Origin of the sequence: Streptomyces sp. SLBN-8D4 (assembly GCF_049739545.1) — a bacterium.
Taxonomy (GTDB): Bacteria; Actinomycetota; Actinomycetes; order Streptomycetales; family Streptomycetaceae; genus Streptomyces; species Streptomyces canus_C.
The window spans coordinates 3,846,689-3,870,240 of the sequence record NZ_JBMGQC010000001.1; the positions used below are offsets into that span (position 1 = coordinate 3,846,689).

Genomic DNA, 23,552 nt, shown 5'->3' on the forward strand with positions numbered 1-23,552 from the left:
CTGCTAACTCTCCGGGGTCGGCTGTGAGTTCCGGCGCAGTGCGCGCACTCCACGCAACCCGATGAGCCCGACGACCGTCCCCAGTACGAAGGAGACGACGGCCAGCAGCAGGTGCACCCAGAAGTACCCCGTGGGGTCGCCCGCGTCGTCGAACGCGAGCCCGCTGGCGTCCTTGACGAGGTTCTTGACGAAAGTGATCCAGATGATCCAGCTCCACACCCCGAAAGCGAGCAGGAACCAGGAGACGGGGCGGCTGAGCTTCATGGGTCCAGTATCGCGGGCCGCTGTCCGGTTCCAGCGCCGGGGTGCAGCGGGCCGCGGGACTTCGCCCTCCGCGCCATGTACGTTCCTGAGCGTGTCCGCACCCCACAAGAAGACCGCCGGGCGATCCCTGCTGGTCACCTCCGCCGCCCTGTCGTCCCTCGCGCTGACCGCGCCCGTCGCCCTCGCGGCCCCCAGCCCGTCACCGAGCGCCAGTCCCTCGGCCACTCCGCCGGCCCGCATGTCGACCGTGGGCGGTTCACGGCTCGGCCGGACGGGCACCCAGGTCAATCTGGCGAGCGGGGTCCCGGTGCTGCCGAAGGACATCACCGCGCGGTCGTGGATCGTCACCGACGCCGAGTCCGGCGACGTGCTCGCCGCGCACAACGCGCACTGGCGGCTGCCCCCCGCGAGCACCATGAAGATGCTTTTCGCGGACACCTTGCTGCCGAAGTTCGCCAAGGCCGAGAAGCACAAGGTCGTCCCCTCCGACCTCGCGGGCATGGGCGCCGGCTCCAGCCTGGTCGGGATAAAGGAGGGCGAGACGTACACGGTCCACGACCTGTGGCTCGGCGTCTTCCTTCGCTCCGGCAACGACGCGGTGCACGTCCTGTCCGCGATGAACAAGGGCGTCGCCAAGACCGTCACGGAGATGAACGAGCACGCCGAGGAGCTCCAGGCCCTCGACACGCACGTGGTCAGCCCCGACGGCTACGACGCCCCCGGCCAGGTCTCCTCCGCCTACGACCTGACCCTGTTCGCCCGCTCCGGGCTGCAGAAGAAGGACTTCCGCGAGTACTGCTCGACGGTCACCGCGAAGTTCCCCGGCGAGACGAAGAAGGACAAGAAGGACAAGGCCGTCCGCAAGCCCTTCGAGATCCAGAACACCAACCGGCTGCTGAGCGGTGACTACGACATCTCGCAGTACCAGGGCATCGCAGGTGTGAAGAACGGCAACACCACCAACGCCGGCGCCACCTTCACCGGTGTCGCCGAACGCAATGGCAGGGTGCTGCTCGTCACCGTCATGAACCCGTCGAAGGAAGAGCACAACGAGGTCTACAAGGAGACCGCGAAGCTCTTCGACTGGGGCTTCAAGGCGGCCGGCAAGGTGCAGCCGGTGGGTGAGCTGGTGCCGCCGAAGGGTGCCGCGCAGTCGGGGACCTCCGGGCAGGCGGGCGGCGGCTCCGGCGGCTCGGGTCAGTCCGCGGGTCCGGGGGCCTCGGCGAAGCCCGTCACGTCCGCCACGGCCGCCGGCGGCTCCCGTGGCATGGAGACCGCCTTCGCGATCGCCGGCGGCCTCCTCGTGCTGCTCGCGGGCGCCGCGTTCCTCGTCAACCGCCGCTGGCCGTTGCCGGATCTGGTACGTCGGCGCTCGTCCCGTCCGTGAGCTCCTGCTCCTTGCTCCCCGTCGCCGTCCACGCGGCGCAGAACAGCACCAGTTTCGCCGTGAAGTTGATCCACAGCAGCAGGGCGACGGGGACGCCGAACGCGCCGTACATGCTCTTCGTCGCCACGCCCTGCATATAGCCGCTCAGCAGCAGCTTCAGCAGCTCGAAGCCGACCGCGCCGGTCAGCGCGGCGACGAACAGCCGGCGGCGCCTCGGCTCGACGCCGGGCAGCAGGGTCAGGACGTACAGCAGGAGCAGGAAGTCGGCGAGTACGGCGATGGCGAACGCGGTGATCCGCAACAGGAACCGGCCCGCGCCGCCCTCCTGGAGGCCGAGTTCCCCGCCGATCCGGTCGACCAGCGCGGAGGCGACGGTGGAGATGGCGAGCGTGACCAGGACGGCGCCGCCGAGCCCGATCAGGATGCCCAGGTCCTTGCCCTTGCGCAGGACCGCGTTCTCTTCGTAGTCGGGCAGCTCCCACACCGCGCGCAGGCACTCGCGCATCGAGCCGGCCCAGCCGATGCCGGTGAACAGCAGGGCGGCCGTGGCGATGAGGCCGACGGTGCCGGCGTTCTGCACCAGGTCGTCGATGTTCAGCTGGTCGGAGATGCCGGGCACCTGGTCGGCGATCTTGTTCTGGAGGTCGTTCTGCTGCTTGTTGCTGAGCGTGGCGGCGGCGATCGCGGCGGCCACGGTGAGCAGCGGGAACAGTGCGACGAAGCTGGTGAACGTCATCGCGGCGGCCAGCCGGGTCCACTTCACCCGGTCCAGCCGTTCGTACGACCGCCACGCGTGCGTGGCCGTCAGGCGCACCCACAGGGGCCCGACGACGGGGAGTCTCTTCAGCCAGTCCATGATCGGATCTTGCCCTCCGGGTGGAAGACCGATGTGTGAGTACCCCGAAAACGCGGGAGCGCCACGCGTGCCGTGGGGTCGGGGGCGCGGTCGGCATGAGGGTCTGCATATTGGGTGACATCCCATTAATCACCCATTTTGGGGAGCACAATGAGGTTTACGAGCGAATTGCCGCTATAGCGGCGATACGGTCACCGGCATGTCTGCCGACACCGTTCCCGTCACGGGATGGGGCCGCACCGCCCCCACCGCGGCCCGTCCGATCCGCCTGCGGAGCTACCAGGAGGCCGTGGCCGCCGTCCGGGGCTGCGGGGCCCGCGGCGGCATCCCCAGGGGCCTGGGGCGGGCCTACGGGGACGCGGCCCAGAACGCCGGCGGCGCGGTGTTCGACATGACCGCTCTGAACCGCGTCCACGCGATCGACGCCGAGGGCGGCACCGTGCTGTGCGACGCGGGCGTCTCCCTGCACCGGCTCATGCAGGCGCTGCTGCCCCTCGGCTGGTTCGTGCCGGTGACGCCCGGCACCCGCTATGTCACGGTCGGCGGCGCGATCGGCGCGGACGTGCACGGCAACAACCACCATGTGTCCGGCTCCTTCTCCCGCCATGTGCTGTCGTTCGAACTCCTCACCGCGGACGGCGAGATCCGCACCGTGCGCCGCGGCACCCCCCTGTTCGACGCGACCACCGGCGGCATGGGCCTGACAGGGATGATCCTCACCGCGACGGTCCAGTTCCAGCCGGTCGAGACCTCACTGATGTCGGTCGACACGGAACGCGCGCGGGACCTCGACGATCTGATGGTCCGTCTGACGACCGGCGATCGCGGTTACCGCTATTCGGTCGCCTGGATCGACCTGCTGGCCCGCGGGAGCGCGACGGGGCGGGCGGTGCTGACCCGGGGCGACCACGCGCCTCTGGAGGCGCTGCGGACGCCGGGACCGCTCGCCGGGGGCACGCGTGCGCGTAGAGACCCGCTGGTCTTCCGGCCCCCGCGCTTCCCGTCCCCGCCCGCGTTCCTCCCCGAGGGGCTCGTCAACCGCACGACCGTGGGTCTGTTCAACGAGCTCCGGTACCGGAAGACGCCCCGCGCGCGTACCGGCCGGTTGCAGCGGATCTCCGCCTTCTTCCACCCCCTGGACGGCGTACCGCACTGGAACCGGATCTACGGCCGCGGTGGCCTCGTGCAGTACCAGTTCGTCGTCGGACACGGCCAGGAGGAGGCCCTGCGCCGGATCGTGCGGCGGGTCTGCGGACAGCGGTGCCCGTCCTTCCTCGCCGTCCTCAAGAGGTTCGGGGACGCCGACCCCGGTTGGCTCTCCTTCCCGGTACCCGGCTGGACGCTGGCCCTGGACCTCCCCGCAGGTCTGCCGGGCCTCGCCCCGCTCCTCGACGAGCTGGACGAGGAGGTCGCCGCGGCCGGCGGGCGGGTCTGCCTCGCCAAGGACTCCCGTCTGCGGCCGGACCTGCTCGCCGCGATGTACCCGCGCCTCGACGACTTCCGTGCGCTGCGCGCGGAGCTGGATCCGCGCGGGGTGTTCACCTCCGACCTGTCCCGCCGCCTCACGCTCTGAGCCCTCTTGAATCCTCCGAGCCCACTGAGCCCGCTGAGCCCGCTGAGCCCGCTGAGCCCGCTGAACATGTCAGGCCCTCCCAAGGAGCTGCTCGTGAAGGACGCCTTCGGCATTCCCCAGTCCCTGCTCGTCCTCGGCGGCACGTCCGAGATCGCGCTGGCCACCGTCCGCCGTCTCGTCGTGCGTCGCACTCGCACGGTATGGCTGGCGGGGCGCCCCTCCCCCGGCCTTGAGTCGGCCGCCACGGAACTGCGCGCCCTGGGGGCCGAGGTCCGCACCGTCGCTTTCGACGCCCTGGACCCCGAGTCCCACGAGGCGGTGCTCGGCAAGGTGTTCGCCGAGGGCGACATCGACATGGTGCTGCTCGCCTTCGGGATCCTCGGCGACCAGGCCCACGACGAGCGCGAGCCGGTCGCCGCGGTGCGGGTGGCGCAGACCAACTACACGGGCGCCGTCTCGGCCTGCCTGGTGTCCGCGCGCGCGTTGCAGTCCCAGGGGCACGGCTCGCTGGTCGTGCTCTCCTCCGTGGCCGGTGAGCGCGCCCGCCGCGCCGACTTCATCTACGGCTCCAGCAAGGCCGGCCTCGACGTCTTCGCGCAGGGGCTGGGTGACGCCCTGCACGGCACGGGCGTGCACGTGATGGTCGTACGCCCGGGGTTCGTACGGTCGAGGATGACGGCCGGTCTGGAGGAGGCGCCCCTCGCGACCACACCGGAGGCCGTCGCGACCGCGATCGAGCTGGGTCTGCGGCGGCGCTCCGAGACGGTGTGGGTACCGGGAGCGCTGCGGGTGGTGATGTCGGCGGTCCGGCATCTGCCGCGGGCGGTGATCCGGCGGCTGTCGCTGTAACTGCGGGTATGGCTGGAGGGCTGCCGTTACAACACCTGTAGCCGTTACAGCGCCTGTACCAGGAGTTACAGCTGGCTCGTGGGCAGGGAGCCGCGCTCCACGTGCCCCGCCTGCGGGGGCACGACCGCTCCCCCGAAGGTGAACTCGCGCAGCTTGCGCCACACCCCGTCGGGCCCCTGCTCGTAGAGCGCGAAGCCGGTGCACGGCCATGCGGCCTCGAAGTCCGCGAGTTCCTCGAAGGCGCGGTCCATGGCCGCCTCGTCGATGCCGTGGGCGACCGTGACGTGCGGGTGGTAGGGGAACTGGAGTTCCCGCGCGACCGGCCCCGAGGCGTCACGGACCTGCTTCTGGAGCCAGGTGCAGGCGTCTGCGCCCTGGACGACCTGGACGAACACGACGGGTGACAGCGGCCGGAAGGTGCCGGTGCCGGACAGCTTCATCGGGAACGGCCGGCCCGCCGCGGCGACCTCGGTGAGGTGCGCCTCGATGGCGGTCAGCGCGGTGTCCGCGACCTCTGTGGGCGGCAGCAGGGTGACATGGGTGGGGATCCCGTGAGCCGCGGCGTCGCCGAAGCCCGCGCGCCGCTCCTGGAGCAGGCTGCCGTGGGGCTCCGGGACCGCGATCGACACACCGATCGTTACGGTCCCCACGTCGTCTCCTGTTCGTCCCTGTCGTCCTGTCGGATTCGTTCCCAGCCGTCCGGCTATCGACTGTACGGCCACGGCTGTGCTGTGGGCAGGCGCAGGCATAGTGATGTGCAGCGCTCTGCCCGGTGGTGCTGGTGTGCGGTGGTACGCCCGGTGCCCGGCGGTCGGTGCCGACGGGCTGGGACGGCGATCAGTGTTTGGCGGGCAGGAAGCCGACCTTCTCGTACGTCTGGGAGAGGGTCTCCGCGGCGACCGCGCGGGCCTTCTCCGCGCCCTTGGCCAGGATCGAGTCCAGCGTCTCCGGATCGTCCAGGTACTGCTGGGTGCGCTCCCGGAACGGCGTCACGAAGTCGACGACGACCTCGGCGAGGTCCGTCTTGAGCGCGCCGTAGAGCTTGCCCTCGTACTGCTGCTCCAGCTCGGGGATGCCCGTGCCGGTCAGGGTCGAGTAGATGGTGAGCAGGTTGCTGACGCCCGGCTTGTTCTCCACGTCGTAGCGGACGACGGTGTCGGTGTCCGTGACCGCGCTCTTGACCTTCTTGGCGGTGGCCTTCGGCTCGTCGAGGAGGTTGATGAGGCCCTTCGGCGTGGACGCCGACTTGCTCATCTTGATCGACGGGTCCTGGAGGTCGTAGATCTTCGCCGTCTCCTTGAGGATGTACGGCTTCGGGATCGTGAAGGTCTCGCCGAAGCGGCCGTTGAAGCGCGTGGCGAGGTCGCGGGTCAGCTCGACGTGCTGGCGCTGGTCCTCGCCCACCGGGACCTCGTTGGCCTGGTAGAGCAGGATGTCCGCGACCTGGAGGATCGGGTACGTGAACAGGCCGACGCTCGCGCTGTCGGCGCCCTGCCGGGCGGACTTGTCCTTGAACTGGGTCATGCGGGAGGCCTCGCCGAAGCCGGTGAGGCAGTTCATGACCCAGGCCAGCTGGGCGTGCTCGGGGACGTGGCTCTGGACGAAGAGCGTGCAGCGCTCCGGGTCGAGGCCCGCGGCGAGGAGCTGGGCCGCGGCCAGGCGGGTGTTGGCCGTGAGCTCCTTCGGGTCCTGCGGAACCGTGATCGCGTGCAGGTCGACGACCATGTAGAACGCGTCGTGGGACTCCTGCAGGGCCACCCACTGGCGGACGGCGCCGAGGTAGTTGCCGAGGTGGAACGAGCCTGCGGTGGGCTGGATTCCGGAGAGCACACGGGGTCGGTCAGAGGCCATGCCCACCATTCTCTCAGGTGTCGGGGGCCGATCCGGAACCAGTCGGAAACAGATGTGCCACGGGTGGGAACCGATTCGGTCCGGGCGGTGTACCCATCGTGTGAGGACGCGGGAGGGGGGCCGCATCGTCGATGAGGCCGCGGTGATCGCACGCGTACGCGCCGGAGACCCGGAGGCGTACGCGGAGCTGGTGCGGGCGCATACGGGCCTGGCACTGCGGGCGGCAGCGGCGCTCGGGGCGGGTGCGGACGCGGAGGACGTGGTGCAGCAGGCCTTCGTCAAGGCGTACTGCTCGCTGGGCCGCTTCAGGGAGGGCTCGGCGTTCAAGCCGTGGTTCATGTCGATCGTGGCCAATGAGACGAGGAACACAGTGCGCACGGCGGCGCGCCAGCGCACGCTCGCCGGCCGCGAGGCCGCCTTCGCGGAGGCCGAGCCGCTGATACCCGAATCGGCCGACCCCGCGGTCGCGGCCGTGGAGATAGAGCGCCGAGCCGCCCTGGAGTCCGCGCTGGAGGGGCTGAGCGAGGAGCACCGCCTGGTCGTCACCTACCGCTATCTGCTGGAGATGGACGAGTCCGAGACGGCCCAGGCCCTGGGCTGGCCCCGGGGGACGGTGAAGTCCCGCCTGAACCGCGCGCTGCGCAAGCTCGGCAAGCTGCTGCCTGATGTCGACCCTCGGGAAGGAGGTGATGAGCGTGAGTGAGTCCTACGGCGGTGAGGGCGCCGGCGACAGCGCGCGGGAGCGGGCGTCCCGGCTGCCGGAGGAGCTGCGGGCGCTCGGGCGCTCGCTGGACGCTCCGGGTGCGGGCGGGCCCGAGTCGATGGTGGAGCGGGTGCTGGAGCAGATACTCGCGGAGCGGCTGCCGGTCCCGGTGGCCCAGGCGCCGGGTCCCGGTGAGCGGCTGGGGGCGGTGCGGCGGTGGGCGCGGGCGCGGTGGCGCTCGCTGACCGCGACCCTGTGCGGGCTGCTGGCGGTCCTCGCGCTCACGCCTCCGGTGCGGGCGGCGGTCCTGGACTGGTTCGACTTCGGTGGGGTCGAGGTGCGGTACGACCCGTCGGCCGTGCCCTCGCCGGGAGCCGAGGTGCCAGGTTGCGGGCGCTCACTGTCATTGGCGCAGGCCGAGCGGCGGGCGGGGTTCGAGCCACTGGTGCCGGCGGCGCTCGGCGCTCCGGACGCGGTGACGGTGACGGCCGAGCCCCGGGGGCGGTCTCTGGTGAACCTGTGCTGGCGTGAACGGGGGCGCGCCGTCCGGCTGGACGAGTACCCGGCCCGGCTGGACATCGGCTTCACCAAAAGTGTGCGGGAGCAGCCGGAGTGGCTCTCCCTGCGCGGGGACTCCTCGGACCTCGGGGCGGCCAATGACACAGCCCTGTGGTTTCCACGACCTCACCTGCTGAGCTTCTGGCTGGTGGACGCGGCCGGCTCCCGCTACACCCGCGAGCAGCGGACCGCCGGGCCGACGCTGCTGTGGATGCGCGGGTCGGGCCTCCTGGACATGCCGGATGTGACCCTGCGGCTGGAGGGGGTCGCGTCGAAGGCGCGGGCTGTGGCGATCGCGAAGTCCCTCGCCGAGCCGGGGCACGAGGGCTAGACGCCGGTACGAGGGCTCCGGGAAGTCCTCGGATTGGTGCGCGCGGGGTGGGAACCCCACCGGGCCGGCCGGTGTACCAGAAGTGACACGCGGCTCGCCTACGGGCCGCACGAAGATCGTCTGGCGGGGGTCGGCATGACGCGGAGCACGAGCGGGCGGAGGAGCCGCTGTCGTGAACTGGCAGCGGGATCGGGCGGGTTGGCAGCGGTGCTCGAGGTGACGGTGTGACGAAAGGACGTGCACGCGAGCTTGAGGAAGCGAGGCTGATTCGATCGAGGGGGATGGCATGCGAAGCACACTCGCAAGACTTCGACCGGGGGCGTGCAAGGTGCTCACGGTGCTCGCACCGGTGGCGGTCGTGGCGGTGATGACCGTGCTCGCGGCGCCCGCGGCCGACGCGGCGACACCGCGGACGCGGGAGGCGGGCCTGGACAGGCCCGACCTGGCGATGGTCGTCACCGGCGGCTCGGGCCGGACGCAGGCCGTGCGTGCCGACGAGCCGTACTTCACTCGTCTGTGGCAGCTGCTTCAGCCGACGTACCCGGGCACGGAGCGGGTCTCGGACGCCTGGGAGGAGGGCCGGTACCCGCCGGTGCGGTTCACCGTGCTGTGGGGGCTGACGGGGGTGGGCGGCTGGCCTCGGACGGATTCGGCGCCGGGTGGGGATGTGGCGGTGGCGCGGCAGGACCAGCTGTTTCTGGCCGGGGACGGCACTCCGTGGGTGCGCTCGGATCCGGCGCCGGAGCGGGAGGACGACGACATCCGCTGGCACCGGGCACCCCGGGCGGTGTTCGAGCGGCTGGACCGGGCGGGCCTCGCGGGCGGTGCCGGGGAGAGGAGGGAGGAGGGCTCCAAGGGTTCGACGGGCCCGGGGCACGGTGTGTGGTGGGCGGTGCCGGGGCTCGTCGTGGGCTTCGCGGCGGGAGCCGGCGGCACGCGGCTGATACGCCGCGCGGCGGTCGGGCCAGGGGCCGGACCGCCGCGGGACGAGCCACGTCAGGAACTCATCGATCTCTAGGAGTCACCGGTCTTTGACAACTCAAGAGAGGACGTGTGTCAGCCGAGGTCGATCTCCGGGTACAGCGGGAAGCCGGCCACGAGGTCGGTGGCCCGGTGGGAGATCTCGTCCGCGACCTTCGGGTCCAGGATGTGCTGGGCCTTGGAGGGGGCGCCCTTGCTGGTGGTGCCGGGCTCCGTGGTGGTGAGGACGCGGTCGATGAGACCGGCGACCTCGTCCATCTCGGCGGTGCCGAGACCGCGGGTGGTCAGGGCGGGGGTGCCGATGCGGATGCCGGAGGTGTACCAGGCGCCGTTGGGGTCGGCCGGGATGGCGTTGCGGTTGGTGACGATGCCCGACTCGAGCAGGGCTGCCTCGGCCTGACGGCCGGTGAGGCCGTAGGAGGAGGTCACGTCGATCAGGTTGAGGTGGTTGTCGGTGCCGCCGGTGACCAGGGTGGCGCCACGTCGCATCAGGCCGTCCGCCAGGGCGCGGGAGTTGTCGACGATCCGCTGCGCGTAGTCCTGGAAGGAGGGCTGCCTGGCCTCGGCGAGGGCGACGGCCTTGGCGGCCATGACGTGCGGGAGCGGGCCGCCGAGGACCATCGGGCAGCCCCGGTCGACCTGGTCCTTGAGGGAGTCGTCGCACAGCACCATGCCGCCGCGCGGGCCACGCAGGGACTTGTGGGTGGTGGTGGTGACGATCTGGGCGTGCGGGACCGGGTCGAAGTCGCCGGTGAGGACCTTGCCTGCGACGAGACCGGCGAAGTGGGCCATGTCGACCATGAGCGTGGCGCCGACCTCGTCGGCGATCTCGCGCATGATCCGGAAGTTCACCAGCCGGGGGTACGCGGAGTAGCCGGCGACGATGATCAGCGGCTTGAACTCACGGGCCGAGACGCGCAGGGCGTCGTAGTCGACGAGGCCGGTGGCGGGGTCGGTGCCGTAGGAGCGCTGGTCGAACATCTTGCCGGAGATGTTGGGGCGGAAGCCGTGGGTGAGGTGGCCGCCGGCGTCCAGGGACATGCCGAGCATGCGCTGGTTGCCGAAGGCCTGGCGCAGCTCGGCCCAGTCCGCGTCGGAGAGGTCGTTGACCTGGCGAACGCCGGCCTTCTCCAGGGCGGGGACCTCGACGCGCTGGGCGAGGACGGACCAGAAGGCGACGAGGTTGGCGTCGATGCCGGAGTGCGGCTGGACGTAGGCGTGGCGGGCGCCGAAGAGTTCCCTGGCGTGCTCGGCGGCCAGCGACTCGACGGTGTCGACGTTGCGGCAGCCGGCGTAGAAGCGGCGGCCGACGGTGCCCTCGGCGTACTTGTCGCTGAACCAGTTGCCCATCGCGAGGAGGGTGGCCGGGGAGGCGTAGTTCTCGGAGGCGATCAGCTTGAGCATCTCGCGCTGGTCGTGAACCTCCTGGCCGATGGCGTCGGCGACGCGCGGCTCGACGGCGCGGATCACGTCGAGGGCGGCGCGGAAGGCCGTGGACTCGGTGGACAGGGGCTGCTGCTCTGACATGGCGGCCTCCGGGCTGCGTGGCTGAAGCGGTCACGGGTCACGGGTCGGCCCAGGCGCACGGCACTTGGTCACTCACAGGCCGCTCCCTGATGGTCCGTCCCATCCCAGCGCGCCAGTCACGGCCTGTCGGTCAGCCTACCGGGCACGCCGAAGGGCACCTGTGCGGCGTCCACCATGCGAGCGACGGCTTCGAGGCCGGGTGGCGGGTTCCGGGCCTCGAAGCCGTGGCGGCGGCGGTCGTCAGAACAGCGCGTCGGCCAGGCGGTCGATCTGGTCGGCGTCCGAGGCCCAGCAGTAGAGCATCACCTCGTCGGCACCGATGGCGATGTAGGCGTCGGCGGCCTCCCGGATCTGCTGCGGTGTGGTGAGCAGGCCGGCCTCCATGTAGTCGACGTGGCCGCTGAAGGCGTAGTAGTCACGGAGGTTGCGGCGGGCCAGGTCCAGGGTGACGTCCGGGCCGAGAGCGACGTTCGCCTGGGCGACCAGGCGCGGGCGGCCGGGGCGGTCGTGCTTCTGCCAGGCCGTTTCGGCGTCGCGGAACAGCTTGGACATGAAGGTGGGCGGCAGGGCGGCGCCGAGGAAGCCGTCGCCGAAGCGGCCGACGCGTTCGAGGGCGGCGGGGGCGAACCCGCCGAACAGGACCTCGGGGCCGCCCGGGGTGACGGGGGCGGGGCCGATGGGACCGACGCCCTCTCCGTACGGCTCGCCGGACCAGGCGCGGCGCAGCTGGATCAGTTGTTCGTCGAGGCGGCGGCCTCGGCGGTGGAGGTCGATGCCGGCGGCCAGGCAGTCGTCCTCACGACCTCCGACACCGATGCCGAGCGTGAACCGGCCGCCCGAGAGGCGGTCGAGAGTCGCGGTCTGCTTGGCGAGCAGCGCGGTGTTGTGCAGGGGCGCGATCAGCACCTCGGTCTGGACACGGACGCGGGAAGTGGCGCCGGCGAGGGTCGCGAGGGTGATGAGGGGCTCGGGGTTGTCGTAGACGAGGCGGTCGAGCAGGCCGAGTGTGCGGAAGGGGCTCGCGTCGGCGCGCCGGGCCCAGGTGAGCAGCTGGGCGGGGTCGTCGATGGGGAGGCCGAGGCCGATGTTCATGGGAGAGTCCTCCGGAGGGCGTACGAGATCGGCCGGTCGGCCGGATCCGGTGCCGCCCCTCCGTGGTGCCGCGCGCTGTGCGCGGACCTGCTCCCGTTCTGCGGCGATGGTTCAAGAGAGCGTGTGCGTCAGAGTGCGCTGACCGTAACGCGGTCGGGCGAGGCGCGACAACGCGTTTTCGACGGGCGTGGGAGGACGCGGCGCCGGGACACGGGCCACCCCCACTGCAGATCCCCCGACCCGCCTGCGACCGACCCGTCTCAGCCCGCCTCCCACCACCTCCCCTAAGGTCACTTCGTGCTCTTTGGAATGGTGTGTGCGCTGGGTGCCGCGGTCTGCTTCGGGACGGCCACCGTGTTGCAGGCGATGGCGGCACGGGCGGCGGACGCGGGCGGCGGTGACGGCGAGGGGACGGCGTTCGCGGTGACGCTGTTCCTGCGGGCGGTCCGGCAGTGGCGGTATCTGGCGGGGCTGGCCCTGGACGGGCTGGGGTTCCTGTTGCAGATCGCCGCGTTGCGGTCGGTCCCGATCTACGCGGTCGGCGCGGCGCTCGCGTCGAGTCTCGCGGTGACCGCGGTGGTGTCGGCGCGGCTGCTGCGGGTCCGGCTGAGCGGGAGCGAGTGGGGCGCGGTCGGGGTGGTGTGCGCGGGGATGGCGCTGCTGGGGATCGCGTCCGGGACGGAGGGCGACCGGGGCGGTCCCGCGGCTCTGAAGTACGCGATGCTCGGAACATCTTTGGCGGTGCTGGCGCTCGCGCTGCTGGGTGGGCGACTGCCGGACCGCGGGCGGGCGTTGGCGCTCGGACTGGGAGCCGGGCTCGGGTTCGGGGTGGTCGAGGTGGCCGTGCGGCTGATCGACTCGCTCGCGCCGTCGGCACTGGTGGCCAACCCGGCGACGTACGCGCTCCTCGTCGGCGGTGGCGCGGCCTTTCTGTCGCTGACCTCGGCGTTGCAGAGGGGCTCGGTGACCACGGCGACCGCGGGGATGGTGATCGGCGAGACGATCGGACCCGCGCTGGTGGGAGTGGTGTGGCTCGGGGACCGAACCCGGGAAGGGCTGTCGTGGGTGGCGGTGCTGGGTTTCGCGGTGGCCGTGGCGGGGGCGTTGGCGCTGGCCAGGTTCGGGGAGGCCCCGGCACATTCCGCTCCGCAATCCCCGTCCCGAGTTCCTTGAGGGTTACTCGGGTTACTGCCGGAACTGCTCGGCAGAGCGAGCCATGCCGGCCGAAAGACCGATAGAGCGGCGAATCCCCTGAAGAGGCCAGGTCATTCGGGCAGTACCGCGCACAGCGCCTCCAGGGCTCCCGACCAGGCGTGGTCCGGCGGTGTCCCGTAGCCCACGACGAGCGCGTCGCGCGGCTCGACGACGGCCTCGGGGTGCTGGTAGCGGTGCAGCCCGTGGACCGCGAGGCCCTGCCAGGCCGCGGCCCGCAGCGCCGATTGCTCGGTGCCGGGCGGGAGGCGCAGCACCACGTGCAGACCGGCCGCGATCCCGGTGGCGTGGACCCGCGGGGCCCGTCGCGCGAGCTCGGCGACGAGGGCGTCACGGCGGCGCCGGTACCGCAGCCGGGCGGCGCGCACATGGCGGTCGTAGGCGCCGGAGGTCAGGAACTCGGCGAGGGTCAGCTGGTCGAGGGACCCGCAGGTGTCGATGCCGCCCTTGGCCGCCAGCACCTCCTCCATGAGGCCGGGCGGCAGTACCAGCCAGCCCAGTCGCAGGCCGGGGGCGAGGGACTTGCTGGCCGTGCCCGCGTGGACCACGTGGTCGGGGTCGAGGCCCTGGAGTGCGCCGACGGGCTGGCGGTCGTAGCGGAACTCGCCGTCGTAGTCGTCCTCGACGACCAGTCCGCCGGTGCGGCGGGCCCACTCCACGACGGCCGAACGGCGGTCGCGGTGCAGGGTGCCGCCCATCGGGAACTGGTGGGCGGGGGTGAGCAGCACCGCGTCCTGGTCGGTCAACTCCCGTGGGTCCGTGCCGCGTTCGTCGAAGGGCAGCGGCACGGTCCGCAGACCGGCGGCCGCCAGGAGGTTCCAGTGCACGTCGAGGCCGTAGGACTCCACGGCGACCGTGCGGGCGCCCCGGGCCCGCAGCACCGCGCCGAGCAGGCGCAGTCCGTGCGAGAACCCGGCGCAGACCAGGATGCGTTCGGGGTCGGCGCGCACCCCTCGGGCGCGGGCGAGGTACGCGGAGAGGGCGGTGCGCAGTTCGACGCGGCCGCGCGGATCGCCGTAGTCGAGGGCCTGGTAGGGGGCGGTGGCGAGGGCGCGGCGGGCGGCCTTGATCCACTGGGCGCGTGGGAAGGAGGCGAGGTCGGGGGTGCCGGGGACGAGGTTGTGGGTGGGGTGCCCGGGGGTGCGGGGGCGGGGTGAGGTGGGCCCGGCGGGCGGGACGACCGTGCGGTCGCTGACGTGGGTGCCGGAGCCCTGGCGGGCGGTGAGCCAGCCCTCGGCGACCAGGTCGGCGTAGGCGTCGGCGACGGTGTTGCGGGCGATGCCCAGGTCGGCGGCGAGGGCGCGGGAGGACGGCAGCCGGGTGCCGGGGGCGAGGCGGCCGGTGCGGACGGCCTCGCGCAGGGCGTCGGTGAGGCCCCTTCGGACTCCCCCGCCGGTGGGTTCCAGGTGCAGGTCGATGCCGGAAGTGGCCCAGGATCTTGCCATGAAAATGGACCATACTCCTGGGCTGCCCGGCTCCTAGGGTCGAGACATGACCACAGAGGAAACCGTCGTGTACACCCCCGAACACCCGACCCGCCTGGCCTGGGCCCAGCACGCCCCGGAGGTCTACAAGGCGATGCTCCGCCTCGACACGGCCGCCCGGCAGGGACTGGACCCCCGACTGCTTGAGCTGGTGAAGATCCGTGCCTCGCAGCTCAACCACTGCGCTTTCTGCCTCGACATGCACTCCAAGGACGCCCTCGCGGCCGGTGAGAGCGTCGAGCGGATCATCCAGCTCGGCGCGTGGCAGGAGTCGCGGCACTTCTACACGGAGAAGGAGGTCGCGGCCCTCGAACTGACCGACGCCGTCACCGTCCTGACCGACGGCTTCGTGCCGGACGAGGTGTACGAGCGGGCCGCCAAGCACTTCGAGGAGGCCGAGCTGGCCCAGCTGATCGCCGCGATCACGGTGATCAACGCGTGGAACCGGTTCGGTGTGACCTGCCGTATGGTCCCGGGCCACTACGAGGCGGGGCAGCACCAGTGAGCCGTACGGACGTCCTGGACCGCGAGGTCGGCCGGGCCCTGTCCGCGCTCAGCGCCGCCGCGAAGAAGGGGCTCGGCGATGCGGCCCTCGCCGAACTCGTCGTCATCCGGGCCTCGCAGCTCAACCACTGCGCGTTCTGCCTGGACATGCATCTGCGCATCGCCCGCGAACACGGGGTCGACGAGCGGCAGTTGGATCTGCTGGCCGCCTGGGAGGAGGCCGAGGGCGTCTTCGACGAGCGGGAGCGGGCCGCGCTCGCGCTCACGGAGGCGGTGACCGTCCTGACGGCGGGCTCCGTGCCGGACGACGTGTACGCCACCGCCGCCAAGTACTTCGACGAGAACAGGCTCGCCCATCTCGTCGGCCTGATCGTCGCGATCAACAACTGGAACCGGGTGATGGTCGCCCGCCGCATCCCGCCCGGGGGGTACCGGCCGTGAGCAAGGTGGACGTCTTTCGCGCCCTGCACCGCAACCGCCTCCCTGGCGATCCCCTCGTCCTGCCCGGCCCGTGGGACGCGGTCAGCGCCCGGGTGTGCGAGGAGGCCGGGTTCCCGGCGCTCGCCACGCCCAGCGCGGGCATCGCCGCCGCCCTCGGCCACGAGGACGGGTCCACGCCGGCCGACGAGATGTTCGCCGCGGTGGCGCGCGTGTGCGGGGCCGTGGACGTCCCCGTTTCGGCGGACGTCGAGGGCGGGTACGGGCTGGCGCCGAAGGAACTGGTGGAGCGGCTGCTGGAGGCGGGCGCCGTGGGCTGCAACCTGGAGGACTCCGAGTACGGGACCCTGAAGGACCCGCACCGGCACGCCGACTGGCTCGCCGAGGTGCGGTACGCGGCCGGTGACCTGCTGTTCGTCAACGCCCGCGTGGACACGTTCGCCTACGGCGACGGCGATCCGGAACGGGCCATCGAGCGGGCCGCGCTGTATGTCGCCGCGGGCGCCGACTGCGTCTATCCGATCGGCGCCCCGGCGCACGTACTGCCGCTGCTGCGGTCCGGGATCCAGGGGCCGCTGAACGTGTTCGGGCGGCTGGACGGCGAGGGCCCCTCGCCCACCGAACTCGGTGAACTCGGGGCCACTCGCGTCACGTTCGGACCGGGGCTCCAGCGCCGGGCGGCCCGGCAGATGCGCGAGCTCGCCGACAGCCTCCGGACCTAGTCGGGCTCAGGACAGCCACGCCTTCCAGGTGGACGGGTGGCTGTCCACCCACTTCTTCGCCGCTTCTTCCGGCGTCAGCTTCTGGTCGGCGATCATCAGGGAGACCTGGTTCTGGTCCTCGGTCGTCCACTTGAACTTCTTCAGGAAGGCCGCCGCCTTGCCGCCGGACTTGGCGAAGTCCGTGTTGAGGTACTTCTGTAGCGGGGTGTGCGGATAGGCGCAGGCGACCTTCGCCGGGTCCGCGTCGCAGCCCTCCTTGTAGGCGGGCAGCTTCACCTCGGTCATCGGGACCTTCTCGAACAGCCACTGGGGGGCGTACCAGTAGGTCAGGAAGGGCTTCTTCTCCTTGGCGAACTGCCTCATCTGGGTGATCTGCGCGGCCTCCGAACCGGCGAACACCACCTGGTAGTCCAGGTCCAGGTTCTTCACCAGCGCCTTGTCGTTGGTGACGTAGGACGGGGAGCCGTCCATCAGCTGGCCCTTGCCGCCGCTCTCCGCCGTACGGAGCTGCGAGGCGTACTTGTTGAGGTTCTTCCAGTTGGTGACGTCCGGGTGCTGCTTGGCGAAGTACGTCGGGACGTACCAGCCGATGTGCCCGGTCACGCCGAGTCCGCCGCCCGCGGTGATCGTCTTCTTGTCCTTGACGTACCGCTGCTCCTGCTCGGGGTGGCCCCAGTCCTCCAGGATGGCGTCGACCCGGCCCTGGCTGAGCGCGTCCCAGGCGGGCACCTCGTCGACCTGGACGGTGTCGACGTGGTAGCCGAGCTTGTGCTCCAGGAGGTACTGCGCGACGGCCACGTTGGCCTGCGCGCCGACCCAGGACTGCACGGACAGGGTCACCGACTTGGCGCCTTGGGCGTTGGCGAAGGGCGAGGCCTGCTTGGTCATGTCGGCGGCTCCGCAGCCGGTGAGCAGCAGCAGGGCGCCGACGCCCGCGATCGCACGTACGCGCATGTCAGGCTCCCTTCCCCGTGCGGCGTTCCGTCGGCTGGGTGACCCGGTCGAGCATCAGGCCGAGGCAGACGATGGCGGCGCCCGCGACCAGGCCTGTCGCCAAGTCGCCCTGGGCGAGGCCGAAGACGGTGTCGTAGCCGAGCGCGCCTCCGCCGACCAGACCGCCGATGACGACGACGGCGAGGACGAGGACCACGCCCTGGTTGACGGCGAGGAGCAACGCGGGCCGGGCGAGTGGCAGTTGGACCTGCCGCAGCTGCTGCCAGCTGGTCGCGCCGAGCGAGCGCGAGGACTCCATCGCGGCGGGATCGACCTGGCGCAGGCCCTGCGTGGTGATGCGGACGACGGCGGGCAGCGCGTAGACGACGGCCGCCGCGGCGGCGGGCGCGCGGCCCACGCCGAACAGGGCGACCACCGGGATCAGGTAGACGAACTGCGGCATGGTCTGGAAGACGTCCAGGACGGGCCTGAGCATGCGTTCGACGCGGTCGCTGCGGGCTGCCGCGACGGCCGTGGCGAAGCCCAGGACGAGGGTGACGGCCACGGCCGCGAGGACCTGCGACAGGGCGTCCAGGGCAGGTGTCCACACGCCGAGCACGCCGATCGCGGCCATGGCGAGGACCGCGGTGAGCGCGGTGCGCCAGGTGCCGATCAGCCAGGCCAGGGTGGCGACGATGAGCAGCACCGACCACCAGGGCAGCCCCTGGAGTCCGTCGCGGACCGGGTCGAGGACCCAGGTGGTGAAGTGGCCGGCCCAGTCGGCGGTGCCGCCTATGACGGGAACACCGGAGTACAGGTGGTTCGTCATCCAGTCGACGGCACGGTTGACGGGCTCGGCGATGTTCAGGGTCCAGGAGTCGGGCCAGTCGAGACGGCCCAGCAGCCGTCCGGCGACCGCCACGACGACGGTCCCCGCGAGGGCGTACGCCCAGCCCGCGCGCCCGTGCCCCTCGGTGCCGTCGCCCGCCGCGCCCGTGACGCGGTCGAGGACGACGGCGAGCAGCACGATCGGGATGCCGGCCGCGAGGGCCGCGCCCACGTCGACCGAGGCGAGCGCCTGGTAGACGCGGTCACCGAGACCGGCGGCGCCGATCACGGACGCGATGACGGCCATCGACAGCGCCATCATGATCGTCTGGTTGAGGCCGAGGAGGAGTTCCTTGCGGGCCAGCGGGATTCGGGCGGTCAGCAGCCGCTGGCGGGCGGTGGTGCCGAGCGACTCGACCGCCTCCAGGACCTCCTTGTCCGCACACTGCAGGCCGAGCGCGGTCAGGCGGGCCATGGGCGGGGCGGCGTAGACGACGGTCGCGAGGACGGCGGCGGGCACGCCCATGCCGAAGACGAGGACCACCGGGAGGAGGTAGGCGTAGGCGGGCATGACCTGCATGGTGTCCAGGACCGGGCGCAGGATCCTGTCCATACGGCTGGACAGTCCGGCGGCGAGTCCCAGCAGGACACCGACCACGACCGAGGCGAGCACGGCGACGACCATCAGGGCGAGGGTCTGCATGGTGGGGACCCACATGCCGAGCAGACCGCAGGCGAGGAACGCCGCCGTCGTGCCCAGGGCCAGCCGGACGCCGGCGACCCGCCAGGCCACGAGGGCGCCGAGCGCGGTGACCCCGGCCCAGCCCGCGCCGAGCAGGACGACGTACACGGCGTGTACGGAGATCACGACCGCGTTGCTGACATAGCCGAAGAAGTAGAGGAACAGCGGGTGGCTGTCGCGGTTGTTGATGATCCAGTCGCTCGCGCTGGAGAGCGGCTTGGTGAGGTCGACGGTGAGGGCGGCCGGCCAACTGCCACTGGCCCACTGGGCGTTGGCGAGGGGGACGAGGACGGCTGCGGCGAGGGCGATGAGCAGGAGCTTGTGGACCGCCCGGTGCCTGAGCAGACCGGTGGGCAGGGCGCGCGGTGTGGACGCGGTGACGGTAGCCATCAGACCGCCTCCTTGCGAGGCTCCGTTCCGGCCGCCCCTCCGCGGAGTTCCGTTCCGGCGACGACACCGAGCAGGCGCTCGTGGTCGACGACGCCGAGGCACCGTCCGTTCTCCACGACGCAGGCCGGCCTGCCGCTGCCCGCGACGACCTTGATGGCGTCGGCGACCACGGCGTCGGGGGCGAGGGCGCCCGGGTGGGTCGGGCCCGCGCAGTCGCCCGGCTTCATGGCCCGGCGGACGGTCATGACGTGTTCGCGCGGTACGTCCCGGACGAACTCGCGGACGTAGCCGTCGGCCGGGGAGCCGACGATCTCCTCGGGTGTGCCGAGCTGGACGACCTTGCCGTCGCGCATCAGGGCGATGCGGTCGCCGAGCTTCAGCGCCTCGCTCAGGTCGTGGGTGATGAAGACCATGGTGCGGCCCTCCTCGCGGTGCAGGCGGACGACCTCCTCCTGCATGTCCCGCCGGATCAGCGGGTCGAGGGCGCTGAACGGCTCGTCGAAGAGGAGGACCTGCGGGTCCACGGCGAGCGCCCGCGCCAGGCCGACGCGCTGCTGCTGACCGCCGGAGAGCTGGGACGGCTTGCGGTGTTCCATGCCCTCCAGGCCGACCTTGGCGACGACCTCGGCGGCCCGCGCCCGGCGCTCCGCCTTGCCGACGCCCTGGATCTCCAGTCCGTAGGCCACGTTGTCGAGGACCGTGCGGTGCGGAAGGAGGCCGAAGTGCTGGAAGACCATCGCGGCGCGGTGCCGGCGCAGTTCACGCAGCCGGGACTTGTCCATCGCGCGGACGTCCTCGCCGTCGATGCAGATCGTGCCCGCCGTCGGCTCGATGAGCCGGGTCAGACAGCGCACCAGCGTGGACTTGCCGGAGCCGGACAGGCCCATCACGACGAAGACCTCGCCCTTGCGGACGTCGAAGCTCACGTCCCGCACGGCCGCCGTACAGCCCGTCCTCGCGCGCAGGTCGGCGGGGTCGAGGGCGGACAGCTCGGCGTCCTCCGGGACGCGCTCCGCCTTGGGACCGAAGACCTTCCACAGTCCCTCGACGGAGAACACGGCCTGGTCCGTCGTCGGCGGCTTCTCCATGGTCGCGGTCGTACTCATCACGCACCACCTCCCAGCAGGTCCACGGCTTTCTCACCGACCATGAGCACCCCGATCATGGGATTCACGGCGGTCATGGTCGGGAACACGGACGCGTCCGCGATACGGATGCCGTCCAGGCCGCGGATCCTCAACTCGGGATCGACCACGGCCAGTTCGTCATCGGCGGCACCCATACGACAGGTGCCCGCCGGGTGGTACACGGTGTGCGCGACCTTGCGGGCGTACTCGCTCAGCTCCTCGTCACCGGTGACGTCGGGGCCGGGGCACACCTCGCGCTTGAGCCAGCCGGCGAGCGGCTCGGTCCGCGCGATCTCGCGGGCGATCCTGATCCCGTCGACGAGGGTGCGGCCGTCGTAGTCGTCCACGTCGGTGAAGTACCGGAAGTCGAGGGCGGGCTTCACCCCCGGGTCCGCACTGGTCAGGTACAGGCGGCCGCGGCTCTTGGGCTTGGGGATGTTCGGGGTCATCGAGACGCCGTACGCCGGGCGTTCGTAGCCGAGGCGCTCCGGGTTGTCGGTGAAGGGGACCTGGTAGAAGTGGAACATCAGGTCCGGGCCCGCGTGGTCGGGGTCGCGGCGCACGAACAGGCCCGCGTCGGAGTCCATCGCGGAGTTCTCGGGGATCGGGCCGTTGGTCTCCCAGACGATGACCGACTCGGGGTGGTCGAGGAGGTTCTCGCCGACGCCCGGCAGGTCGTGGACGACCGGGATGCCGAGGGCTTCGAGGTCCTTGCGGGGGCCGATGCCGGAGTGGAGCAGCAGGCGGGGCGAGTCGACGGCGCCCGCGCACAGGAGGACTTCGCGGCGGGCCCTGATCAGGGTCTCCTCGCCGTCCTTGGACCGCACGTGCACGCCGTCCGCCCATGTGCCGTCCAGCTCCAGCTTGTACGCCCAGGTCTCCAGCAGGATCGTGAGGTTGGGCCGCTCGTCCATCACCGGGTGCAGATACGCCACCGACGCCGAGGAACGCTTGTTGTTCTCGGGGTGGTAGGCCAGGTCGAAGAAGCCGACGCCGTCGTCGAAGGGCTTCTGGTTGAAGCCCTCGATCCGGGGGACGTCGACGGCCTTCTGGGCGGCGTCGACGAAGTCGCGGGCGATGGCGTTGCGGTCCTTCTCGTCGACCGGGACGATGTTGTTCTTCAGCCGGGCGTAGTACGCCTCCATCGGGACCGCGCCCCAGCCCTTGGCCCCGGCCTCCTCCCACTCGTCCCAGTCGGACGGCAGCGGCTTGAAGGCGATCAGGGTGTTGTGCGAGGAGCAGCCGCCGAGGACCCGTGCGCGGCTGTGCCGGATGTGGGAGTTGCCGCGGGGCTGCTCGGTGGTCGGGTAGTCGTAGTCGAGCTCGCCGCCGAGCAGGCCCATCCAGCGGCGCAGGGTGAGGACGTCGTCTCTGCCGACGTCGCTGGGGCCGCCCTCGATGACGGCGACGGTGACGTCGGGGTTCTCGGTGAGGCGGGAGGCTATGACGGAGCCTGCCGTTCCACCTCCGACGACGACGTAGTCGTACTCCTGTTTGATCTCGGACATCGGGGTACTCCAGGGAAGTCTTGAGCGTGAGGAGAGGGGGGAGAGTGGGCTCAGCCTGCGAACCAGCGGACCGGCTTGGGCGCCAGGTTCTGGTAGACGTGCTTGCTCTCGCGGTACTCGGCGAGTCCGGCGGGGCCGAGCTCGCGACCCACTCCGCTCTTGCCGAAACCGCCCCACTCCGCCTGTGGGAGGTAGGGGTGGAAGTCGTTGATCCAGACGGTGCCGTGGCGCAACCGGCCGGCGACCCGGCGGGCGCGTCCGGCGTCGGTGGTCCAGACGGCGCCCGCGAGGCCGTACTCGGTGTCGTTGGCGAGGGCGATCGCCTCGGCCTCGGTGCGGAAGGTCTCGACGGTGAGGACCGGCCCGAAGACCTCCTCCCGCACGACCCGCATCTCGCGGTGGCAGCGGTCGAGGACGGTCGGCTCGTAGAAGTAGCCGTCGGCGGGACGCTCGGGCGAGGGCTCGGGGCGCTGTCCGCCGGAGCGCAGCACCGCGCCCTCGGCGAGCGCGGAGGCGACGTAGGACTCGACCTTGGCGCGCTGCTGCTCGGAGACCAGCGGCCCGCACTCGACACCGTCCTCGGTGCCGCGGCCGAGGCGGATCTTCGAGGCCCGGCGGGCGAGTTCGGCGACGAAGCGGTCCCGGACGGACTCCTCGACGATGAGGCGGCCGCCCGCGGAGCAGACCTGGCCGCTGTGGATGAAGGCGGCGTTGAGGGCCTGATCGACGGCGGTGTCGAAGCCCTCGGGGGAGGCGCAAGCGTCGGCGAAGACCACGTTGGGGTTCTTGCCGCCGAGTTCCAGGGCGACCTTCTTCACCGAGACGGCGGCGGCCTGCGCGACCTTGGTGCCGCTGACCAGGCCGCCGGTGAAGGAGATCAGGTCGACGTCGGGGTGCTCGGCGAGCCGGGCGCCGACGGTGTGGCCGGGGCCGGTCACGATGTTGGCCACCCCTTCCGGCAGACCGGCCTCGACGAGCAGTTCCATGAGCGCGATCGTCGTCATCGGGGTGATCTCGCTCGGCTTGACCACGAAGGTGTTGCCGGCCGCGAGCGCCGGGGCGATCTTCCAACTGGCCTGGAGGAGCGGGTAGTTCCAGGGGGTGATCAGCGCGCACACGCCGACGGGCTCGTGGACGACGACGCTGTGGACCTCGGTCGAGCCGGCGTCGACGACCCGGCCGGGCGCCTCACCGGCGACCAGGTCGGCGAAGTAGCGGAAGGCGTCGGCGACACAGTCGATGTCGACCCGGCCCTCCTCCACCGTCTTGCCCGCGTCCCGACTCTCCAGGAGGCCGAGTTCTTCGCGGTCGCGTACGAGAAGATCGGCGACGCGGCGCAGCAGTGCGGCACGTTCGGCGACGGGGGTGAGCGGCCAGGGGCCCTGTCCTGAGTCGAAGGCCCGGCGGGCGGCGTCGACCGCCAGGTCGGTGTCCTTCTCGTCCCCCTCGGCGACCACGGCGAACGGTCGCGCGTCGGCGGGGTCGAGGATCTCGCGGGTGGCTCCGGAGACGGCTGCGCGCCATTCGCCGCCCGCGTGGATGGTGTGCGGCTCCTGCCGCGCGTGCTGTCCGGCCATGATCGGTGTTGCCTTCCGTTCCTGTTCGGTTCCCCTGTGTCACACAGGTGTCACTCACGGGGACCGTCGTCACCTGCCCCGGCGACTCGATTGCATGCGCAATCGGTGGCCGAAA

Annotated in this window: 22 protein-coding genes and 1 riboswitch; of the genes, 10 read left to right on the forward strand and 12 right to left on the reverse strand. The window is 71.5% G+C overall.

All coding sequences use genetic code 11. The features are described 5' to 3' along the window. Positions 1–3 precede the first annotated feature (3 nt). Positions 4–264, reverse strand: a complete 261-nt coding sequence (locus RKD20_RS17130; protein ID WP_007384221.1) for an SCO4848 family membrane protein — start codon at positions 262–264, stop codon at positions 4–6. A gap of 91 nt (positions 265–355) precedes the next feature. Between RKD20_RS17130 and RKD20_RS17135 the strand changes: the two genes are divergently transcribed. Then, positions 356–1,651, forward strand: a complete 1,296-nt coding sequence (locus tag RKD20_RS17135) for a D-alanyl-D-alanine carboxypeptidase family protein (protein ID WP_424878489.1) — start codon at positions 356–358, stop codon at positions 1,649–1,651. Here the strand turns inward: RKD20_RS17135 and RKD20_RS17140 are convergent. Then, positions 1,596–2,507, reverse strand: coding sequence for a YihY/virulence factor BrkB family protein (locus RKD20_RS17140; RefSeq protein ID WP_424878490.1), 912 nt, complete (start codon positions 2,505–2,507; stop codon positions 1,596–1,598). The two genes, RKD20_RS17135 and RKD20_RS17140, sit on opposite strands and share 56 nt — an antisense overlap. Before the next feature lie 199 nt (positions 2,508–2,706). Here RKD20_RS17140 and RKD20_RS17145 point away from each other — a divergent pair, with 199 nt between their 5' ends. Together RKD20_RS17145 and RKD20_RS17150 are read left to right on the forward strand one after the other, a co-directional pair. After that, positions 2,707–4,080: an FAD-binding protein gene (locus RKD20_RS17145; protein ID WP_424878491.1), complete on the forward strand. Its 1,374-nt coding sequence runs from the start codon at positions 2,707–2,709 to the stop codon at positions 4,078–4,080. Between the two features lie 93 nt (positions 4,081–4,173). Beyond that, a complete protein-coding gene (locus tag RKD20_RS17150) occupies positions 4,174–4,929 on the forward strand; it encodes a decaprenylphospho-beta-D-erythro-pentofuranosid-2-ulose 2-reductase (protein WP_424883242.1) in 756 nt (251 codons plus the stop codon). A gap of 65 nt (positions 4,930–4,994) precedes the next feature. Here the strand turns inward: RKD20_RS17150 and RKD20_RS17155 are convergent, their stop codons facing one another. Continuing rightward, positions 4,995–5,579 (reverse strand): 2'-5' RNA ligase family protein, encoded by a 585-nt coding sequence (locus tag RKD20_RS17155; RefSeq protein ID WP_424878492.1) that lies wholly within the window; start codon positions 5,577–5,579, stop codon positions 4,995–4,997. A gap of 187 nt (positions 5,580–5,766) precedes the next feature. Beyond that, a complete protein-coding gene (trpS, locus tag RKD20_RS17160; protein ID WP_424878493.1) occupies positions 5,767–6,780 on the reverse strand; it encodes a tryptophan--tRNA ligase in 1,014 nt (337 codons plus the stop codon). Between the two features lie 142 nt (positions 6,781–6,922). On the opposite strand from trpS, the gene RKD20_RS17165 reads away from it, so the two are divergent. The 3 genes from RKD20_RS17165 (at position 6,923) to RKD20_RS17175 (ending at position 9,390) form a co-directional block, all read left to right on the forward strand. After that, positions 6,923–7,483 carry an RNA polymerase sigma factor gene (locus tag RKD20_RS17165; RefSeq protein ID WP_424878494.1) on the forward strand — a complete coding sequence of 187 codons (561 nt, stop codon included), beginning with the start codon at positions 6,923–6,925 and terminating at the stop codon, positions 7,481–7,483. Continuing rightward, positions 7,470–8,372: a hypothetical protein gene (locus RKD20_RS17170; RefSeq protein WP_424878495.1), complete on the forward strand. Its 903-nt coding sequence runs from the start codon at positions 7,470–7,472 to the stop codon at positions 8,370–8,372. The genes RKD20_RS17165 and RKD20_RS17170 overlap by 14 nt, the downstream gene beginning before the upstream one ends. 367 nt (positions 8,373–8,739) lie before the next feature. Next, positions 8,740–9,390, forward strand: coding sequence for a hypothetical protein (locus RKD20_RS17175; protein WP_424883243.1), 651 nt, complete (start codon positions 8,740–8,742; stop codon positions 9,388–9,390). 38 nt (positions 9,391–9,428) lie between these two features. Here the strand turns inward: RKD20_RS17175 and RKD20_RS17180 are convergent, their stop codons facing one another. After that, positions 9,429–10,880 carry a glycine hydroxymethyltransferase gene (locus tag RKD20_RS17180; RefSeq protein WP_424878496.1) on the reverse strand — a complete coding sequence of 484 codons (1,452 nt, stop codon included), beginning with the start codon at positions 10,878–10,880 and terminating at the stop codon, positions 9,429–9,431. Positions 10,881–10,920: 40 nt separating this feature from the next. Then, a riboswitch (ZMP/ZTP riboswitch) is annotated at positions 10,921–11,010 on the reverse strand. Between the two features lie 110 nt (positions 11,011–11,120). Then, a complete protein-coding gene (locus RKD20_RS17185) occupies positions 11,121–11,972 on the reverse strand; it encodes an LLM class flavin-dependent oxidoreductase (RefSeq protein ID WP_424878497.1) in 852 nt (283 codons plus the stop codon). Between the two features lie 309 nt (positions 11,973–12,281). Here RKD20_RS17185 and RKD20_RS17190 point away from each other — a divergent pair, with 309 nt between their 5' ends. Next, entirely contained in the window at positions 12,282–13,145 is an 864-nt protein-coding gene (locus RKD20_RS17190; RefSeq protein ID WP_424883244.1) for a hypothetical protein, read from the forward strand. 92 nt (positions 13,146–13,237) lie between these two features. On the opposite strand, the gene RKD20_RS17195 is transcribed toward RKD20_RS17190, so the two are convergent. After that, positions 13,238–14,629 carry a PLP-dependent aminotransferase family protein gene (locus RKD20_RS17195; protein ID WP_424878498.1) on the reverse strand — a complete coding sequence of 464 codons (1,392 nt, stop codon included), beginning with the start codon at positions 14,627–14,629 and terminating at the stop codon, positions 13,238–13,240. A gap of 46 nt (positions 14,630–14,675) precedes the next feature. Between RKD20_RS17195 and RKD20_RS17200 the strand changes: the two genes are divergently transcribed. The 3 genes from RKD20_RS17200 to RKD20_RS17210 are packed head-to-tail and all read left to right on the forward strand — an operon-like array spanning position 14,676 to position 16,332. Then, entirely contained in the window at positions 14,676–15,173 is a 498-nt protein-coding gene (locus tag RKD20_RS17200; protein WP_424878499.1) for a carboxymuconolactone decarboxylase family protein, read from the forward strand. Continuing rightward, positions 15,170–15,613, forward strand: a complete 444-nt coding sequence (locus RKD20_RS17205) for a carboxymuconolactone decarboxylase family protein (protein WP_424878500.1) — start codon at positions 15,170–15,172, stop codon at positions 15,611–15,613. The genes RKD20_RS17200 and RKD20_RS17205 overlap by 4 nt, the downstream gene beginning before the upstream one ends. Beyond that, positions 15,610–16,332 (forward strand): isocitrate lyase/PEP mutase family protein, encoded by a 723-nt coding sequence (locus RKD20_RS17210; RefSeq protein ID WP_424878501.1) that lies wholly within the window; start codon positions 15,610–15,612, stop codon positions 16,330–16,332. The genes RKD20_RS17205 and RKD20_RS17210 overlap by 4 nt, the downstream gene beginning before the upstream one ends. Positions 16,333–16,338: 6 nt before the next feature. Here RKD20_RS17210 and RKD20_RS17215 read toward each other — a convergent pair whose 3' ends face one another. Genes RKD20_RS17215 through RKD20_RS17235 form a run of 5 tightly spaced genes read right to left on the reverse strand, consistent with a single transcriptional unit; the run spans position 16,339 to position 23,437 of the window. After that, the gene (locus RKD20_RS17215) at positions 16,339–17,286 is read right to left on the reverse strand and encodes an ABC transporter substrate-binding protein (RefSeq protein ID WP_424878502.1); all 948 of its coding nucleotides are present in this window, start codon (positions 17,284–17,286) and stop codon (positions 16,339–16,341) included. Position 17,287: 1 nt separating this feature from the next. Next, positions 17,288–19,225, reverse strand: coding sequence for an ABC transporter permease (locus RKD20_RS17220; RefSeq protein WP_424878503.1), 1,938 nt, complete (start codon positions 19,223–19,225; stop codon positions 17,288–17,290). Continuing rightward, positions 19,225–20,331, reverse strand: coding sequence for a quaternary amine ABC transporter ATP-binding protein (locus RKD20_RS17225; RefSeq protein WP_424878504.1), 1,107 nt, complete (start codon positions 20,329–20,331; stop codon positions 19,225–19,227). The genes RKD20_RS17220 and RKD20_RS17225 overlap by 1 nt, the downstream gene beginning before the upstream one ends. Then, complete coding sequence (locus RKD20_RS17230) at positions 20,331–21,860, reverse strand: GMC family oxidoreductase (protein WP_424878505.1); 1,530 nt, start codon at positions 21,858–21,860, stop codon at positions 20,331–20,333. The genes RKD20_RS17225 and RKD20_RS17230 overlap by 1 nt, the downstream gene beginning before the upstream one ends. Positions 21,861–21,910: 50 nt before the next feature. Next, complete coding sequence (locus tag RKD20_RS17235) at positions 21,911–23,437, reverse strand: aldehyde dehydrogenase family protein (protein WP_424878506.1); 1,527 nt, start codon at positions 23,435–23,437, stop codon at positions 21,911–21,913. Positions 23,438–23,552 lie beyond the last annotated feature (115 nt).